The following is a 17212-nucleotide window of genomic DNA, read 5'->3' on the forward strand; positions in this document are numbered from 1 at the left end:
GTCCGGCACGGTCCGTCAGCCGTGGCGGGCGGCGGCCAGTGCCTCGCGCAGCCGGCCGTCGGCGGCGGCGAGCAGCCGGGCGGCGCCGGGCGCGTCGACGTCCGCGAGCAGGACCAGGACCGCGTCCTTCGCCCGTCCGCCGGTCGCGGTCAGGGCGCGGAGGACCGCGTCCTCGTCGGCGCCGGTGGCCTCGGCGACGATCCGTCGGGCGCGTTCGCGGAGCTTGGTGTTGGTGGCCCGGACGTCGACCATCAGATTTCCGTACGTCCGGCCGAGCCGGACCATCACGGACGTCGACAGCATGTTGAGCACCAGCTTCTGGGCGGTGCCCGCCTTGAGCCGGGTCGAACCGGCCAGTACCTCGGGGCCCACCTCCACCTCGATGCCCAGGTCGGCGGCGGCGACCAGGGCCGAACCCCGGTTGCACGCCAGCCCGACCGTCAGCGCGCCGGCGGCCCGGGCGGCCCGGACGGCCGCCACCGCGTACGGGGTGCGGCCGGAGGCGGAGACACCGATCAGGGTGTCGGCGGGGGTGAGGGCGAGCGCGGCCACATCGGCCCCGGCGAGGTCGGGCCGGTCCTCGGCACCCTCGACGGCCTCCGTGACGGCCGTCCGGCCGCCCGCGATCAGGCCCACGACCAGCGACGGATCGGTGTCGAAGGTCGGCGGGCACTCGGCGGCGTCCAGAACCCCGAGCCGGCCGGCCGTTCCCGCCCCGGCGTAGACCAGCCGTCCGCCGCGCGCCATCCGGGCCGCCACCGCGTCCACCACGGCGGCGATCCGGTCCAGTTGCCCGGCGACGACGGCGGGGACGGTGCGGTCCTCGGCGTTCATCAGCCGGAGCAGCTCGGCGGTGGGCAGGGTGTCGATCCCGGCCCAGTCGGGGCGGATCGTCTCGGTGGGGGGCACCGCGGGGCGGTTCCGGTCGTCCTGGTCCATGCGGCGAGCGTCCCCGGCCGGGGGCACCGCGAATCCCGCGCAGGTGCGGGCAGCCGGTGTCAGGCCCGGGCGGGTCGGGCCTGACCGTCGGCTCGGTGGGGCCGGGCGGTGTCCGTCAGGCCATCCAGAAGAACACCGCGGTCATCCGGCGCTCCGCCAGCTCGGTCCCGTAGTAGCCGCTGGCGCTGTGGATCAGGTTGGCGTTGTAGAGCAGCAGTTGGTTGTAGCGGTTGGGGACGCGGACGTCCTCGACGAAGTGGTCGGCGGGCACCCGGCGGGTGCCGAGCGCCTCGACCAGGTTGTTGTGCGGGGCGTCGACCACGTTGCCGCCGAGGCGGCCACCGGGGAACTGCTGGCGGTAGAAGCCGGTGCCGGCGTCCTTGGGCGCGCCCGGGCTGAGGTAGAGCACGGCGGCGTAGCGGCAGAGGGCGCGGGAGTCGGTGTGCGGGCGGGACTCGGACTCGCCGGCGCCGACGACCTGGACGCAGTTGTGGTTGAGGGTGCCGCCGCCCGGTGTGCTCTGCACCCAGAGCCGGGAGGCGCCGGTGGCCTTGCGGACCTGGGACTCGACCCGGGCCAGCTCGTCCGGCTCCAGGCCGGGCATGGTGCGCAGGCCGGGCCAGGTCTCGGGGCGGTACGGATAGCCTTCGGTCCAATCGCCGCGGGCCAGGCAGCGCTCGCGGACGGCGTCCGGATCGGGCAGGACGTCGTTCAGGACCCAGTAGTCCCGGCCACGGGTTGGCTTGCGGTACGGCAGGACCGGCAGCGCGGTGGACCTGATGGGCTGTGAGGGCATGGGCCGACCATAGAGGCGGTGATCGTCAACCTTCTGCCGTGAGCAGGTCAACTTTCGTCAAAGGCGCTCCGGCCCGCGCGCCCGGCGGGGATTGCCAGGCGCACCCCCTACACCTCCCGCACGGCGAAGCCGCCCAGGGCGCTCTCCAGTCGGTCGAAGGCGCGGACGGCGGAGGGCCGGACCGCGGCGGCCGCCGCGGCGTGGCCTTCGTCGGCCAGGGTGCGGCGGAACACCTCGGCGAACACCGCCCGGTCGACGGCGGCGAGCAGCGCGGCGGCGACCCGGCTCTCGAAGCCGACGGGTCTCTCGTGCACGGCCTCGGCCAGCGCCTCGGCGAGGGCGGCCTCGCCCTGGTCCTGCAACTCGCGCAGCCGGGCGGTGAGGGCCGGGCTCTCGGCGACCGTACGCGCGAAGTCCGGGCCGGAGAAGCCCAGCCGGGGGTCGTGCCGGTCGAGGCCGGCCAGGCAGGCGCGGCGCAGCCCGGCGAGGGCGGACTCGCCCGGCGCGCGTTCGGCGACGGCCCGGGCGAGCCGGTCGACGAGCTCCTCGTGCAGGTCGAAGAAGAGGTCCTCCTTGCGGGGGAAGTGGTTGGTGACGGTCATCTTGGCGACGCCGGCGGCGGCCGCGACCTCGGCGATCGTCGTCCGCTCGAAGCCCTGGTCGATGAAGAGCCTCGTCGCGGCGTGCGAGATCGCCTCGCGGGTGCGGCGCTTGTTGAGCTCGCGCAGGTTCGGGGTGGTCCCGGTCTCGGTCATGGCGGGAGCCTAGCGCAGGTCGCTGGGTCGAGCACAGAAATTAGGCTTGACCTAATCAGTGGGTCCGTCCTAAGTTCTCCTTGGGCGGTCGGAGCGGCCGCCCGGGGGCCGCCGCGGGGCGGCTCCGGAGGCGTGTCAGGGGAGGACGCATGACCACATCCGTCACCGCGAGCGGCCGGCGAGGGGGAGTCGGGGCGGAGGGGCCGGAGCCGGTCCCGCCGGGCCTGTGGAAGATGGGCGCGGTGCTCGCGCTGGGCCCGGTGCTCGCGCTGCTGGACACCACGATCGTCAACGTCGGCATCGACTCCGTCGGCCGCGACCTGCACAGCTCGATCGGGGCGGTGCAGTGGGTGGCCACGGGGTACCTGCTGGCGATCTCGCTGACGATGCCGCTCTCGGGCTGGGCCGCCGGCCGCTTCGGGGCCCGGCGGGCGTGGCTCGCCTCGGTCGTCCTGTTCGTGCTCGGATCGGCACTGTGCGGCCTGGCCTGGTCGACGGGCAGTCTGATCGCCTTCCGGGTGCTGCAGGGGATCGGCGGCGGCATGATCCAACCGCTCGGCCAGGCGATCATCGTACAGGCGGCCGGGCCGTCCAGGGTCGGGCGGGTGATGGGCACCCTGATGCTGCCGATCAGCCTGGCGCCCGTCCTGGGGCCGATCCTCGGCGGGCTGGTGCTGGAGCACCTCGACTGGCGCTGGATGTTCCTGCTGAACGTGCCGGTCGGGCTGCTGACCTTACTGCTGGCCGCCCGCTGGCTTCCGGCTGACGAGGCGTCGGATGCTCCGAGGCCCCGGCTGGACGCGACCGGCCTGCTGCTGCTCTCGCCCGGTCTGACGGGGCTGGTCTACGGGTTCTCGACGATCGGGGACGGCGGCACGGCAGGCTGGGCGGCTCTCGTGGCGGGCGCCGCGCTGGTGATGGCCTACGGGGGGTACGCGCTGCGGGTGGGGCGCGTCGGCACCCGGACACCGCTGATCGACCTGCGGCTGTTCGCCCGGCGCGGCTTCAGCGTGGCGACCGCGAACAGCTTCCTCCAGGGCGCCGCGCTCTACAGCTCGATGTTCCTGGTGCCGCTCTACTACCAGCGGGTGAAGCACGTCGGAGCGGTGGAGGCCGGCCTGCTGCTGGCGCCACAAGCCCTCGGCACGGCGGTCACCGCGATGCTGGCCTCCCGGATAGCCGACCGCGTCGCGCCGCGTCCGCTGATCATGACCGGCATCGCCTGCTCCCTGGTCGGCACGCTGGCGTTCACCCGACTGGGCAGCGGCTCCGATCCGGCCGACTGGCTGATCGCCGGCTCGTTGGCACTGCGCGGGGCGGGCATGGGGATCATCGCGATCCCCGGTCTGGCGGCGGTGTACGGGAGCGTCGAGAAGGCCCAGGTGCCGGCGGCGGCCGGTGCGGTCAACGTGCTGAACCGGGTCGGCGGGGCGCTCGGCACGGCGGTGCTGACCCTGGCCCTCCAGCAGGCGCAGCACGGCCACCCGGACCGGCCGGGCGCGGCCTTCGGGGAGACCTTCTGGTGGGTGCTGGCCCTGTCCGCGCTCGCCATCGCGCCCGCCTGGCTCTACCCGAACACCCGCAAGGACCCGGTCTGAACCGCCCTCGGTCCTCTCAGTCCCTCTCAGTCCTCTCAGCCTTCAGTCCTCCGGCGACGACCGGCACCCGACCGACCACCGACCACCGACCCCTCGACCGCCGACCGGCGCTTCGACCGACGACCACGGAGGCAGCCATGTTCACCGAGCACCCCGACCCCGAAGGCCTGCGCCTGCTCAGCGTGCACGCGCACCCGGACGACGAGTCGAGCAAGGGGGCCGCGACCCTCGCCCGGTACGCCGCCGAGGGTGTGGATGTCCTGGTCGCCACCTGTACCGGCGGAGAGCGCGGCTCGGTGCTCAACCCGGTGATGGACCGCCCCGAGGTCCGGGCCGACCTCGCCCGGATCCGGCGTGCGGAGATGGCGGCCGCCCGCGAGATCCTCGGAGTGCGCCAGCAGTTCCTCGGCTTCGTCGACTCGGGCATGCCGGGGCCGGGCGTTCCGCTGCCGGAGGGCTGCTTCGCCGCCCAGCCGGTCGACGTGGCGGCGGCTCCGCTGGTGGCGCTGATCCGGGAGTTCCGCCCGCACGTGGTGATCACCTATGACGAGACCGGCGGGTACCCGCACCCGGACCATGTGATGACCCACCGGATCACCGTGGAGGCCTTCGAAGCCGCAGCCGACCCGGGGCGCCACCCCGGGGCGGGCGAGCCCTGGCAGGCGTCCAAGCTTTACTACCAGCTGGCGCTCTCCCGGGCCTGGTTCCAGGCCCTGCACGACGCCATGACGGAGCGTGGCGTCCCCTCCGGGATGGGCGGACTGCTCGCCGACTGGCCGGACGCCCCGCTCGGCCTGGCCACCACCACCCGGATCGCCTGCGCCGAGTACTTCGTCGTACGGGACGCGGCGATGCTGGCGCACGCCACCCAGGTCACCCCGGGGGCGGAGTTCATGGCCCACCCCCGGGACATCGAGCGCGAGGTCTGGCCGACCGAGGACTACCACCTGGCCCGGAGCCTGTCGGCCCCGGCCGGTGGTGCGGCCGACCGGGGCGGGGTCGACCGGGGCGGGGTCGAGAGCGACCTGTTCGCCGGGGTCCGGTCGGGGGTTCCGTACGGGCCGGCGGGAGGAGGCGGGGCGGGATGATCCTCGACTTGGGGGCCGCCGTGCCGGTGCGGGCGCCGTCGGTGGTGGCGGTGCCGGCTGCCGCGCGGTCAGCACTGGCCGTCGGCGAGCACGTAGTAGGCCGGGCCGGTCTGCTTCAGGGTGTGGGTGACGAAGGTGTTCCAGAGCCCCATGCTCTGGCCCGAGCCGAGCGCGTAGGCCAGTCCGCCGCTCCGGGTGGCGCGACCGGCCAGGACCTGGTGGTAGTTGTCCGTCGTGAAGCACTGGGGAGCCCCGCCGGGAGCGGTCACCGAGACGGTCGCCGACCGCTCGCCCACCGCGCCCGAGGCGTCGACGGCCGCCACGCTGTAGCCGTACGTCGTCCCGGGGGTGAGGCCGGTGTCGCTGAACGACGGTCCGGTCGCGCTGCCGGTCCGGGCGCCGTCGCGGTAGACCAGGTACGACGCGGCACCGCTGACGGCCTGCCAGCCGAGCGTGATCGCGCCCGCGCCGGCCGGGGTCGCGGTCAGTCCGGCCGGGGCGGGCAGACCGGGGGCGGTGGGGCCGGAGCCGCCGTCCAGGCCCCAGAACCGCGCGGTGTGGTAGCTGGAGCAGATCGTGTCGAGGAAGTAGGCGGCGGTCGCCCCGCACTGGTCGTCCCCCGAGCCGGGGGCGACGGCGAGACCGTGGCCCATCCCGCCGACGGTGAACAGGGCCACGGCGGGGCGCCCGGCCGCATCGGCGTAGAGCTCCTCGGTGGTGCCGCCCGGGAGGCTCCGGGTGCCGGTCGGCCGGGGGTCGATGCCCTGGACGTTGGTCCACTGATCGCGCAGTTCGGTCGCGTTCACCGGCTTGACGACGGTGTCGGCGCTGCCCTGCCAGATCGCCACCCGGGGCCACGGACCGGTGTAACCCGGGTACGCGGCCCGGACCTTGTCGCCCCACTGCGCCGGGGTGAGTCCCTGGTCGCTGTTCTGGCAGCCGGAGGCGGCGGCCTGGGCGGTGGCGCAGTGGGCGGGCAGTCCGGAGTCGATCGCCCCGCCGGCGAACACGTCGGGGTAGTCGGCCAGCAGGTCGGCGGCCATCCCGCCGCCGGCCGAGAGCCCGGTGACGAACACCCGGTGGGCGTCCGAGCCGTACAGGGTCCCGGCCTTGGCGACCATCTCCACGACCGACTCCGCCTCCCCGCGGCCCCGGGCATCCTTGCTCGCGTCGAACCAGCTGAAGCAGGACAGGCTGTTGTTGGTGCTGCCGGTCTGCGGGAACACCACCGCGAAGCCGTACCGGTCTGCGAACTTGGTCCAGCCGGAGTCGCGGTAGTAGTCGGTGGCGCTCTGCAGGCAGCCGTGCAGGGCGACCACCAGGGGTGCGCCGCCGGGCAGTCCGGCCGGGGTGTAGCTGTACATCGCGAGGTTGCCCGGGTTGGGGCCGAAGCCGGTGACCTGCTGGTAGGTGCCGTTCGCCGGGTCGGTGGCGGCGCGCGCGGTCGGGGCAGCGGTGACGGCGGAGGCGGAGGCGGCGGTGGTGGCGGCGGTGGTGACGGTGAGCGCGACGGCCGTCAACAGCGCGGCGGCGGCGGGACGCAGGGCCATGGGTACTCCTGGGTGGGGGAGGAGTGGGGGCGGATCCCGTGCAGCGTGGCGCGGCGCACGCCCCGAGGCCATGTGCCGGGGAGCCGGGGTCCACCGCCCGGGGGTGGCGTGGACCGCCATGGCCCGGACGCGCCGGGCCCCGCGGGGAGCGCGGATTCCCTGCCACGGGGGGGCACTTGAGTCGCGCCGCCGGACGAGGCAGGTTGATCCCATGACGACTGATGAGATCGGCTCCGCCGAGCAGTGCCGACACCCGGCCGGTCAGGCCCCGCGTACCCGGACCCACGGGTGGACGCCCGGCCCGCCGATCGCCGAGTACGCCCACCTGACCGGAGAGGAGATCCTGCTGGAGTGGATCGCCGGGCGGATCCCGGAGCCCTCCATCTGCAGCACCATGGACTTCCACCTCATTGAGGCGAAGCCGGGGAGGGCCGTCTTCGAGGGCCGGCCCGGCGACCACCTCCACAATCCGATGAACACCGTGCACGGCGGGTACCTGGCCACCCTGCTCGACTCGGCGCTCGGTTGCGCCGTGCTGAGCAGGCTGCCGGCCGGGCTCGGCTACACGACCACGCAGCTGAACGTCCACATGCTGCGCCCGCTGTTCGCCGACTCGGCCCCGGTGCGCTGCGAGGCCGAGGTGCTGCACCTGGGGCGGACGATGGCGACCGCGGAGGCCCGGGTGGTCGGCACGGAGAACGGCAAGCTCTATGCGCACGCCACCACCACCTGTGCGGTCCTGACGCCCCGTCCGGCGGCCTGAAGCCCTCCGGTCCGGCTGCTCCCGGGGCTGACGGCTCCCGGACCAGGCTCCCCGACCAGACACCCCGACCAGACACCCCGACCCGGCTCCTGGCTCCCGGCTCTGACGGGGCCTCGGGGGGCGGAGCCCTGCGCCGGCGCTCCGCCCCCGAGGACCGGGGTGCTCAGAGGGCCGCGAGAACTCCACAGAGGGCGAGCAGGCCGCAGATCCCGAAGTTGACGAGCTTGTGGGACAGGAAGATCGCGGCGAACTCGCGGATGGTCGCCGTCGGCCAGTAGTACCGGGCGGTGGGCGAGCCGAAGACGTGTCCGTTCACCCCGGTCTTGCGGGCGAGGAGTGCCGCGCGGAAGGCGTGGAAGTTGTTGGTGACCACGACGCAGCGGTAGTCGGGCTTGGCCTGCTCCATGATGGCCTTGCTGAAGAGCAGGTTCTCCTCCGTGGTGCGCGAGCGGTCCTCCCGTTCGATGTGCTCGGCGGGGAAGCCGCGTTCGACCAGGTAGTCGGCCATCGCGTGGGACTCCGGCAGCTTCTCGTCCGGTCCCTGGCCGCCCGAGGTGATCAGCACCGGCGGATTGCCGCGCGCGGCCTGCTTCTCGTACACCTCGCGGCCCCGGTTCAGCCGGCTGGCCAGCAGCGGCGGGACGCGCTCGCCGCCGATCAGTCCGGAGCCGAGCACGACCACGAAGTCCATGTCCCGGCGCGGCCGGTGGCGGCCGTAGAGGAAGGCGTAGCCGACGAAGCAGACGAACAGGAAGGAGATGTAGAGGACCACCAGGACGGCGGTGCCCGCCAGGATCGCCAGTTGCCGGGAGCCGGTGACGAGGGCGGCGAGCAGCAGGCCGATGACGGCGATGATCCCCAGTCCGGCGAGCAGGGACAGCAGGTTGGCGGGCCGTCGGCCTTCCTTGCGGATCATGGTCATGCCGTTGGAGAGCAGGAACCAGACCAGGGCCACCGTGCCGACGGCCGGCAGCAGGATGATCACCGCCGCCGCGAGCTCCACCACCAGGGTCGGTGCCTTGCGGAGTTCGGCGAGCAGGGCGAGGGACAGGAGGGAGACGGCGATGCCGAGCAGCACGGCGTTGCTGAACCGGCGGCGGTCGCGGAGGACCCCGATTCCGAACAACAGGAAGAACAGGGCTGCCGGGGCATAGGCGATCATGCGTCGTATCGTAGGGGGTTCGCGGGAATGGGCCGTCCGGACGAACGGCTCAGGCGAAGCGCGCGATCGCGGCCAGGACCGCCTCCGCCATCCGGGGGCTCCCGGTGTGCCCGGACTCGTCGATGACCGTCAGCCGGGCGTCCGGCCAGGCCTTGGCCAGCTTCCAGGCGGTGCCGAGCGGTGCGCCGAGGTCCAGCCGGCCGTGGATCAGTTCGGCCGGGATGCCGGCCAGCCGCCCGGCGTCGCGCAGCAGTTGGCCGTCCTCCAGGAAGGCCCGCTGCGAGAAGTAGTGCGCGGTGATCCGGGTGAAGGCCATCAGGGCGTCGGAGGGCCGGTCGGTGTACGCGTTCGGCTTGCCCAGGGCCTCGTGTGCGATGACCGCGTCCTCCCAGGTGGCCCAGGCGTTGGCGGCGGCCCGGCGGACCGTTTCGTCGGGGCTGTCGAGCAGCCGGCTGTAGGCGGCGAGGAGGTCGCCGTCCCGGTCGGCGGGCGGCAGGAAGTCGCGGAAGTCCTCCCACGGCCCGGGGATCAGGCGGCTGACGCCCCGGTAGAGCCAGTCGATCTCGTCGGCGTCGGTCGTGGTGACCCCGCAGATCACGATCCCGGAGACGCGTTCCGGGTGGGCCTGGGCGTACGCGAGGATCAGGGTGGAGCCCCATGAGCCGCCGTACAGCACCCAGGTGTCGATGCCGAGGTGTTCGCGCAGCCGTTCCATGTCGGCGACGAGGTGCTCGGTGGTGTTGTGCTCCAGTCCGGTCGACGGGTCGGCGGCGTGCGGCAGGCTCCGTCCGCAGCCGCGCTGGTCGAACTGGACGACGCGGTAGCGCTCGGGGTCGAAGTACCGCCGGGCGCCCGGGTTGTGGCCGGAGCCGGGCCCGCCGTGCACCACCGCGGCCGGGGTCCCGGCCGGGTTGCCGGAGGTGTTCCAGTGGATCCGCTGCCCGTCTCCGACGTCCAACAGGCCCTGTGCGTACGGGTCGTACGGGGGGTGCAGGTCGGGCATCGGCGGACTCCTCCGGTGGTCGGGCGGACGGGGTGCCCGGCGAGCCTACCCGCCGGGGCGGTCCCGGATCAGCGCTGTTCCGGCGGCAGGAGCGCCGCGAGGCCGTCGATGATGCGTTCGACGCAGAACTCGAACCGGACGTCGAGGTTCGGTTCGGTGAGTTCCCCGGCCAGGTCGACCAGGTTGGGGAAGGTCTCGGCGGGCAGGGCGAGGAAGCGGTCGCGGACCGAGGCGAGGATGTCGAGGCGGTCGGTGCCCCCGGTCTCGGCGGCGGAGAGCGGCGACTGCTCCTGGAGGACGAAGCCCTGGACGAAGGAGCTCAGCAGGTAGGTGGTCAGGGCGGCGTGCGTGTCGGAGAAGCCGGCTTCGCGCAGCCGGTCGAGCTGGTCGTCGAGCAGTCTGAACAGGTGCGGTCCGGGGGCGAGCCGGCCGGCGACGACCTTGGCGGCGTCGCGGTTGTCGTGCAGCAGCCGGCGGTAGCGCCAGCAGTACCCGCGGAGCTGCTCGCGCCAGCTGCCGACGCGGGGCGGCGGCTCGGCGGAGGCCATGATCGCGTCGTTGAGCAGGTCGAGCAGTTCTTCCTTGTTGCGGACGTGCCAGTAGAGCGAGGCCGCCTTCACGCCGACCTCGGCGGCGACCTTGCGCATCGACAGTCCGGCCAGGCCGTCCCGCTCCAGCACCCGGAGTGCGGCCTGGGCGAGGGCTTCCCTGGTCAGGGCGGGTGTCGCGGCGCTGTCCGCCGGTATGGGGGTGTCGTTCTCCGGCATGGCTGTGCGGATGTCTCCAGGTGGTGTCGGGTAGTTCCCACTTGCAATCTAACACCGTTAGGGGCACTCTGTGGCTGCCGAATCCATCCCTAACACTGTTAGGTGCCCATGCCCGGGAGGGGAACCATGGACGGGTCGAGTACCCGCCGACAGCGGCTCGCGCTGCTCACGCTCTGCGTCACCATGTTCATGTCCATGCTGGACAACGTCATCGTCAACAACGCCCTGCCCCGCATCGGACAGGACCTGGATGCCGGGATCAGCGGTCTGCAGTGGGTCGCCGAGGGCTACAGCCTGGTCTACGCCGCCCTCGTGCTGACCGGTGGCGCGCTCGGCGACCGTCACGGCCGCACCCGGGTGTTCCGCCTCGGCCTCGCCCTGTTCACGCTGGGCTCGGTCGTCGCCGCGCTCGCCGGGACGATCGGGGTGCTGGTCGGCGCCCGGATGCTCCAGGGCGTCGGCGCCGCGCTGCTCACCCCGGGCAGCCTCGCCCTGCTCCGGCACGTCTTCACCGACGAGGGCGAACGGGCCAAGGCGATCGCCACCTGGTCCGGCGTCTCCGCGCTCGGCCTCTCGGTGGGACCGGTGGTCGGCGGTCCGATGGTCGAACACCTCGGCTGGGCCAGCGTGTTCTGGATCAACGTGCCGATCGGTGTCGCCGGGCTGCTGCTCGCCGCACGCGTCCTCCCGGACATCCCGCCGCGTCCGCGCCGGATCGACCTGGCCGGCCTCGCGCTGTCCGCCGCCGGACTGGCCCTGCTGGTCTACGCGCTGATCGAGGGCCCGTCCCGGGGCTGGACCGACCCGCGCGTGCTCGGCTGCGGAGCCGGGGGCGTCGTCCTGCTGCTCGTCTTCCTGCTGGTCGAACTGCGCCTCGCCGAGCCGATGCTGGAGCTTCGGCTGTTCCGTGACGGGGTGCTGGGCGGCGCGCTGCTCAGCGGCTTCATGGTCAGCTTCGGGATGTTCGGCGCGCTGTTCTTCCTGCCGCTGATGATGCAGGGCACCCTCGGGTGGTCCCCGGCCGCCGCCGGTTACGCGGGGCTGCCGATGACCGCGATGCTGGTGGTCGGCGCGCCGCTCTCCCAGCGGCTGACGGCCCGCTCCGGCCCCCGGCTGCCGCTGGTGCTCGGCCTCCTGCTGTGCGCGGCGGGCCTCGGGGGACTGGCGCTGTACGGCGACCACGCCCGCTACCCGGAGTACCTGTGGACGCTGTTCGCGATGGGCCTGGGGATGGGGCTGACCTTCACCCCGGTGTCGATCTCGGTGATGACCCGGGTCTCCCCGGCGCAGACCGGGATGGCCTCGGCGGCCATCAACACGCTGCGCGAACTCGGCGGTGTCCTCGGGATCGCCGTGCTGGGCGCCGTCCTGACCAACCGCCTGACCGACTCCCTGACCGCCGCGCTGAAGCGGCTCGGTGTCCCGCCGGACGCCGTCGGCCCGATCGCGGACGCCCCCGTCGGTGCGGTGCACGGCGGCTCGGCGGCGGCCCTGCCCGGGCCGGTCCAGGACGCGGTGGACGGGGCGTTCATCGACGGCATCCACCTCGCCGTGCTCTGCGGAGCGGCCGGGCTCGCCGTCACCGCCGTCCTGGTGGCCGTCCTGTTCGGCCGGGCCCGCCCGGTCGCTGCGGCCGGCCCGGCCGACGCGGGGCAGCCGCACCCGCAGCCGGCGGAACCGGCGGACTCGGCGGAACCGGTGCGGTCGGCGGAGCCGGCCGAGGCCCGAGGAGCCTGACCGGCCGTCGCCGTCGCCGTCGCCGTCGCCGTCGCCGTCACCATCGGCAGCGGCCAGCGGCCAGCGGCCAGCGGCCAGCGGCCTGCGCCGGTGCCGTCGCGGTGGTGGCCGGTCAGCCGGTCAGCCGGTTCCTTCGACCGCCGCCTGGGCCGCCCGGGCCAGATCGCGCCGGGCGCCCGCCCGGGTGGGCCGGGGGCCGGGCGGCGGGATCGGCGGCAGGAACGTCACGTCGGCGACCAGACCGCGGGCCGCGACCACCCGGGCGAGCGAGGTGAGCAGCCCGTCGTCGCCGATGAAGGCGGGGACGCTGGTCGGCCGCCCGTCCGCCAGCCGGTAGCGGATCGTCACCGGCTGGACGAAGGCTCCCGCCTCCACCGCGGCCTGGAACAGCGCGGGCCGGAACCGTCCGCTCTCTCGTCCGCACCAGGTCGAGCCCTCCGGGAAGACGATCACCGGGTTCCCGGCGCGCAGCACCTCGGCCACCGTCGCCACGGTGTCCGGCAGGGTCCGCAGCCGGTCGCGGTCGAGGAAGACGGTGCCGCCCCAGGCGACCAGTCTGCCGAGCACCGGCCACTGCCGGACCTCGGTCTTGGCCAGCGACCGGCCCGGCCGCCCGGCCGCGAGCAGCGGGATGTCCAGCCAGGACACGTGGTTGGCCACCACGAGCACCCCGCCGCCGCCCGGGTTGCCGGGCACCGCCCCGGGCCCGGCGAGGTGCACCGTCACCCCGAGGGTGCGCAGCAGCACCCGCGCCCAGAGCCGGACCAGCCGGTCCCGACCGCCGTACGGGAGCAGCCGGCCCGGCAGGCTGAGCACGACGCCCGCCACGACGACCACCAGACAGGCCGTCAGCCGCAGCGCCCGGCGGGGGTGGGAGACCTCGGGCGAGGGGTCGGCCAGGCAGGTCTCGGGCCGGCAGGTCGCCGTGGGCAGCCAGACGCTCATGACGCGGAGCCGAGGCCGGGCAGCCCGGAGAGGAAGTGCCGCAGGTAGCGCGGGTCGGTGCGCTCCAGGGAGAGCAGCACGTACAGGTCGGCGCAGTCGAAGTCCGGGTCGTACGCGGGCTCGCCGCAGACCCAGGCGCCGAGCCGCAGGTAGCCGCGGAGGAGGGCCGGCAGCGCGCCCCGCTCGGCGCGGGGCACGCCGGTGGCGTCCCAGCGGCGGCGCGGCGCGACCCGGTACTCGGCGGGGGCCAGGTACTTGGCGCTGACGGTGTCCCAGACCCGGGCCGCGGTGGCGCCGCCGTCCTCCAGGCCGATCGAGCAGCAGCCGCCGACCCAGGTGTTCCCGGTGTCGGCGAGGTAGCGGGCGATGCCGCCCCACATCAGGTTGATGACGGCGCCGTTGCCCCGGTGGTCGGGGCGGATGCAGGAGCGTCCGAGCTCGACCAGGCCGGGGCGGACGGGCGCCAGGGCGGACAGGTCGAACTCGCCGTCGGAGTACAGCCGGCCGGCCCGTCGGGCGGCCTCGGGGCGCAGCAGCCGGTAGGTGCCGACGACGGCGCCGTGCTCGCCCTCGCGGACCAGCAGGTGGTCGCAGTACTCGTCGAAGGGGTCGACGTCCAGGCCCGCGACCGGGCTGTGCAGGACGGCGCCGAGTTCGGTGGCGAACACCTGGTGGCGCAGCCGCTGGGCGGCGCGCACGTCGTCCTCGTCGCGGGCCAGGGAGACGGTGTAGGCGGCGGCCGGGGCTTCGGTGGGGGCCGCGGCCGGGGCGGGGCGGTGGCGCGGGGCGGGGACCGCCGGGGTGTCGTGGGTGGGGGCGACTGCGGACGGAGCGTACGTGGGGACGGTGGTCATGGCGGACCCTCCAGGGCAGCACGATCGGCGGTGCCGTGGATCGCCAGGGCACCGTCCCGGTCCGCAGGTGGTTTGGGCATGGACGCGAACCGGTCTCGGTATGTCTCTCCGAGTCGGTTGGCATCCACGTTGCGGCACGGCGGAGCGCAGATGTGCACCTGTTGAATGGGACCACCCGTGGCCTGCCGGTCATCTGCTCGGCACCGGGCGCTCGTTCGCACGGGGTGGACAACGGGGGCGTACGGCTGAACCGCACGCCCCCGCAGCAACCGTCACCCGGCCCGCCCCCGCGGCAACCCTCACCCGGCCCGGCCCGGACGGACCGGCTCACATGGCGCGCCAGCCCTCCGGGTCGACGCCGCCGGGGACGGCGTCGGCCGGGCCGTACGGCTCGCGGGTGAAGACGAAGGAGCCGACGTCCAGGTGGCCGACCGTGCCGTCGGCGGCGCGGACCACCCGCAGCGTTTCGCCCGCGTAGTAGTTGTCCAGGCCGGTCCAGGTGCCGTCCGGCTCGGGGCGGAAGCGCGAGCCCCGGCCGCCGCCCGCGAGCGGGGCGAGCTCCAGGACGCGGTCGGCCCGCAGCCGCAGGGTGTTCGGCGCGGCGCCCCAGTACCAGGGGCCGGTGAGCTCCAGCAGTTCCCGGTCGACCTCGGGCAGCGGGCGCCAGGGCTCGGGCAGCCGGGGCTCGTGCCCGGCGGTGATGGTGATCAGCTCGGCGGCGAGCTGCGCGGTGCTGTAGCCGCTGGTGGCGTTGGAGAGGGCGAACGCGGCCAGGCCGTCGTCCGCGCTGACCCACAGGCATGCCGTGAAGCCGGGCATCGAACCGGTGTGCCCGTACAGCAACCGGCCCTCGTGGCGGCGCAGTTGCAGGCCGAGGCCGTACCCGGTGGTCCAGTCGGCGTCGTCCGGGGCGACGGCTGGGCGACGCATCTCGGCGAGGGTGGCGGCGGACAGCACCGTGTCGTCGCCGGCCGCGAGGAAGGCCGCCCAGCGGGCCAGGTCGGCGCCGGTGGACCAGAGTTGGCCGGCCGCTGCCATCAGGCCGGTGTCGGCGAGCGGCTCCGGCAGCATCACGTCGGCCCACGGGTGGACGGCGAAGCCCCCGGCGTGCGGGTGCTCGGGCAGCAGCGTGGTGCGGTCCATGCCGAGCGGCGCCAGCACCTCGCGGCGCAGCACCTCGCCCCAGGGCTCGCCGCGCAGCTTCTCGACCAGCGCGCCGAGCAGCGCGTACCCGGGGTTGGAGTAGTGGAAGAGCCGTCCGGCCGGGTGCTTGAGCGGGCGCTCGGTCTCCAGGATGTCGTCGAGGCCGGGCCGCAGTGTGCCCTCGGTGCGCTCCCACCACGGGCCGGGGGTCTCGGCGGTGAGCCCCGAACCGTGCGAGAGCAGCTGGGCGACCGTCGCGCCGTCGGCCGCGGTGCCGGGCAGGTGGCGGGCGAGCGGGTCGGCGAGGTCGAGCAGGCCCTCGTCGCGCAGCCGTAGCACCAGCACGGCGACGAAGGTCTTGCTGATCGAGCCGATCCGGTACTGGACGTCAGGGGTCGGCGCGTGCCCGTCGATCATGCTGCGGGCGCCGCTCCACACCGGCCGCCCGTTCCGCACCACGCCGCCGATCATCGAGGGCGAACGGCCCTCGGACTGGGCGACCGCGAGCCGGTGCAGCAGGGCTCGGCGGGTGGCCGGCAGCAGTTCGTCGGGAAGGTCGGTCATGTGGGCTTCTGAACTCATCGACATACGGACGGACAGTAGTCCACTTCCGCTCCGCCGCCGGGGCGGAGCCGGCCCGGGCGCCCGTCACCGAGGGGCACCCGGGCCGACGGGGGCTCAGCCCGGCAGCGGCGGCAGCTCCGGGCGTTCCAGCCAGGCCTCGAAGAGCGGCCCGAGCGGGGCGGTGGTGTAGCGGGAGGCGTGCGCCCGCAGGTCGGCGGTGTCGACCACGCCGTGCCGGTTGATGCTCGTCCAGTCCCGCAGCATCGCGAAGAACGCGTCGTCGCCGAGCGCCCGCCGCAGCGCGTGCACGACGAGTCCGCCGCGCTGGTACAGCCGGTCGTCGAACATCAGCTTCCGGCCGGGGTCGCCGAGGTGCAGGTCCTGCGGCAGACCGGCCAGCAGGTGGTGGGCGGCGGCGGCGTGCACCGCCGCGGCGGGGCCGCCGGCGTGCTCGGACCAGAGCCACTCCGCGTACTTGGCGAAGCCCTCGTTGAGCCAGATGTGCCGCCAGTTCGCGATCGTCACGCTGTTGCCGAACCACTGGTGGGCCAGCTCGTGCGCGATCAGCCGCTCGCGCTCCCAGCCGCCGCCGAGGTGGTTGGTGCCGAAGGTGGCGACGCCCTGCGCCTCCACCGGGACGTCCAGTTCCTCGTCCGCGAGGACCACCGCGTACTCGCCGAACGGGTACGGCCCGAAGACCTCGCCGAAGTACGCCGTCATCTCGGGCTGCCGGGCGAAGTCCCGGGCGAACCCGGTGACCAGCCGCTCCGGCACGTACCCGGTCTGCGGCACGGCGGGGCGCGCGGCCAGCGGCACCGGCCGGTAGTACCCGATCGACACCGTCACCAGGTACGTCGGGGTCGGCGCGCTCTGCTCGTACACCCAGGTGGTGCTGGACGCCCGGGTGGTGCGGGTCAGCAGCCGGCCGCTCGCCACCACCGTGAACGGGGACGGCGTGGTGACCGCGATCTGGTAGGTCGCCTTGTCGGCGGGCCGGTCGTTGCAGGGGAACCAGGACGGTGCGCCGATCGGCTGGCTGGCCACCAGCGCGCCCTCGGTCAGCTCCTCCCAGCCCAGGCCGCCCCACGGGCTGCGCACCGGGCGCGGGTTGCCGGTGTAGTGCACCTCGACGGTGAACGCGGCGCCCGCCGCGAGCGGCTTCGCCGGGCGGATGCGGAGCTTGCCGGCGCGGTGGGTGTAGCGGGCGGCGCGGCCGTCGACCAGCACCCGCCCGATCCGGAACTCGGCGAGGTCGAGCGCGAACTCCGCCAGCGCCGCGTCGGCCACCGCGCTCAGCCGGGCGGAGCCGGCCAGCCGGTTCGGACCAGGCCGGTAGTCCAGCGTCAGCTCGTAGCGGTGCACCCGGTAGCGGTGGTCACCGCTGGTCGGGAAGTACGGGTCCGGGGCGCCGGCGGCGGCCGGGACGTGCTTGGGCTTCACGGGGACGTGCGCTTCCTGCGGGCCGGGACGGGTGGACGTGCGCTGCTCATGAGCGGCGCTCATGTGCCCGTGAGCGCTGCTCACGGTGCTCATGGGGTCATGAGCGGA

At 74.3% G+C, this 17212-nt stretch carries 15 protein-coding genes; 4 read left to right on the forward strand and 11 right to left on the reverse strand.

Annotated features, from left to right (window positions below; genetic code table 11):
* Positions 1-15: 15 nt before the first annotated feature.
* The 3 genes from murQ to ACFQ6N_RS18315 all read right to left on the reverse strand — a co-directional run bounded on the left by murQ (position 16) and on the right by ACFQ6N_RS18315 (position 2490).
* Entirely contained in the window at positions 16-939 is a 924-nt protein-coding gene (murQ, locus tag ACFQ6N_RS18305; RefSeq protein WP_380650121.1) for an N-acetylmuramic acid 6-phosphate etherase, read from the reverse strand.
* A 115-nt stretch (positions 940-1054) separates the two neighbouring features.
* Entirely contained in the window at positions 1055-1735 is a 681-nt protein-coding gene (locus ACFQ6N_RS18310; RefSeq protein WP_380650122.1) for a DUF6445 family protein, read from the reverse strand.
* 107 nt (positions 1736-1842) lie between these two features.
* The gene (locus ACFQ6N_RS18315; protein ID WP_380650123.1) at positions 1843-2490 is read right to left on the reverse strand and encodes a TetR/AcrR family transcriptional regulator; all 648 of its coding nucleotides are present in this window, start codon (positions 2488-2490) and stop codon (positions 1843-1845) included.
* A 149-nt stretch (positions 2491-2639) separates the two neighbouring features.
* On the opposite strand from ACFQ6N_RS18315, the gene ACFQ6N_RS18320 reads away from it, so the two are divergent.
* Both ACFQ6N_RS18320 and mca read left to right on the forward strand, forming a co-directional pair.
* Complete coding sequence (locus ACFQ6N_RS18320) at positions 2640-4088, forward strand: MDR family MFS transporter (protein ID WP_380650124.1); 1449 nt, start codon at positions 2640-2642, stop codon at positions 4086-4088.
* 137 nt (positions 4089-4225) lie between these two features.
* Positions 4226-5176 carry a mycothiol conjugate amidase Mca gene (gene mca, locus ACFQ6N_RS18325; RefSeq protein ID WP_380650125.1) on the forward strand — a complete coding sequence of 317 codons (951 nt, stop codon included), beginning with the start codon at positions 4226-4228 and terminating at the stop codon, positions 5174-5176.
* Between the two features lie 68 nt (positions 5177-5244).
* On the opposite strand, the gene ACFQ6N_RS18330 is transcribed toward mca, so the two are convergent.
* The gene (locus ACFQ6N_RS18330; RefSeq protein ID WP_380650126.1) at positions 5245-6726 is read right to left on the reverse strand and encodes a PHB depolymerase family esterase; all 1482 of its coding nucleotides are present in this window, start codon (positions 6724-6726) and stop codon (positions 5245-5247) included.
* Between the two features lie 211 nt (positions 6727-6937).
* On the opposite strand from ACFQ6N_RS18330, the gene ACFQ6N_RS18335 reads away from it, so the two are divergent.
* Positions 6938-7489 (forward strand): PaaI family thioesterase, encoded by a 552-nt coding sequence (locus ACFQ6N_RS18335; protein WP_380650127.1) that lies wholly within the window; start codon positions 6938-6940, stop codon positions 7487-7489.
* 163 nt (positions 7490-7652) lie between these two features.
* On the opposite strand, the gene ACFQ6N_RS18340 is transcribed toward ACFQ6N_RS18335, so the two are convergent.
* The 3 genes from ACFQ6N_RS18340 to ACFQ6N_RS18350 all read right to left on the reverse strand — a co-directional run bounded on the left by ACFQ6N_RS18340 (position 7653) and on the right by ACFQ6N_RS18350 (position 10421).
* Positions 7653-8651, reverse strand: coding sequence for a YdcF family protein (locus tag ACFQ6N_RS18340; protein ID WP_380650128.1), 999 nt, complete (start codon positions 8649-8651; stop codon positions 7653-7655).
* Positions 8652-8700: 49 nt separating this feature from the next.
* Positions 8701-9654 carry a prolyl aminopeptidase gene (gene pip, locus ACFQ6N_RS18345; RefSeq protein ID WP_380650129.1) on the reverse strand — a complete coding sequence of 318 codons (954 nt, stop codon included), beginning with the start codon at positions 9652-9654 and terminating at the stop codon, positions 8701-8703.
* A 68-nt stretch (positions 9655-9722) separates the two neighbouring features.
* Positions 9723-10421: a TetR/AcrR family transcriptional regulator gene (locus ACFQ6N_RS18350; protein ID WP_380650130.1), complete on the reverse strand. Its 699-nt coding sequence runs from the start codon at positions 10419-10421 to the stop codon at positions 9723-9725.
* A gap of 126 nt (positions 10422-10547) precedes the next feature.
* Between ACFQ6N_RS18350 and ACFQ6N_RS18355 the strand changes: the two genes are divergently transcribed.
* Entirely contained in the window at positions 10548-12158 is a 1611-nt protein-coding gene (locus ACFQ6N_RS18355) for an MFS transporter (protein WP_380650131.1), read from the forward strand.
* A gap of 120 nt (positions 12159-12278) precedes the next feature.
* On the opposite strand, the gene ACFQ6N_RS18360 is transcribed toward ACFQ6N_RS18355, so the two are convergent.
* From ACFQ6N_RS18360 to ACFQ6N_RS18375, 4 genes are all read right to left on the reverse strand, one after another.
* Entirely contained in the window at positions 12279-13103 is an 825-nt protein-coding gene (locus ACFQ6N_RS18360) for a lysophospholipid acyltransferase family protein (protein WP_380650132.1), read from the reverse strand.
* Entirely contained in the window at positions 13100-13957 is an 858-nt protein-coding gene (locus ACFQ6N_RS18365) for a GNAT family N-acetyltransferase (RefSeq protein ID WP_380650133.1), read from the reverse strand. Before ACFQ6N_RS18365 ends, ACFQ6N_RS18360 begins: the two co-directional genes overlap by 4 nt.
* Before the next feature lie 327 nt (positions 13958-14284).
* Positions 14285-15664, reverse strand: coding sequence for a serine hydrolase domain-containing protein (locus tag ACFQ6N_RS18370; RefSeq protein ID WP_380650134.1), 1380 nt, complete (start codon positions 15662-15664; stop codon positions 14285-14287).
* Between the two features lie 114 nt (positions 15665-15778).
* Positions 15779-17197, reverse strand: coding sequence for a M1 family metallopeptidase (locus ACFQ6N_RS18375; RefSeq protein WP_380650135.1), 1419 nt, complete (start codon positions 17195-17197; stop codon positions 15779-15781).
* Positions 17198-17212: the final 15 nt, after the last annotated feature.

Source organism: Kitasatospora sp. NPDC056446 (assembly GCF_042796115.1).
Lineage (GTDB): Bacteria > Actinomycetota > Actinomycetes > Streptomycetales > Streptomycetaceae > Kitasatospora.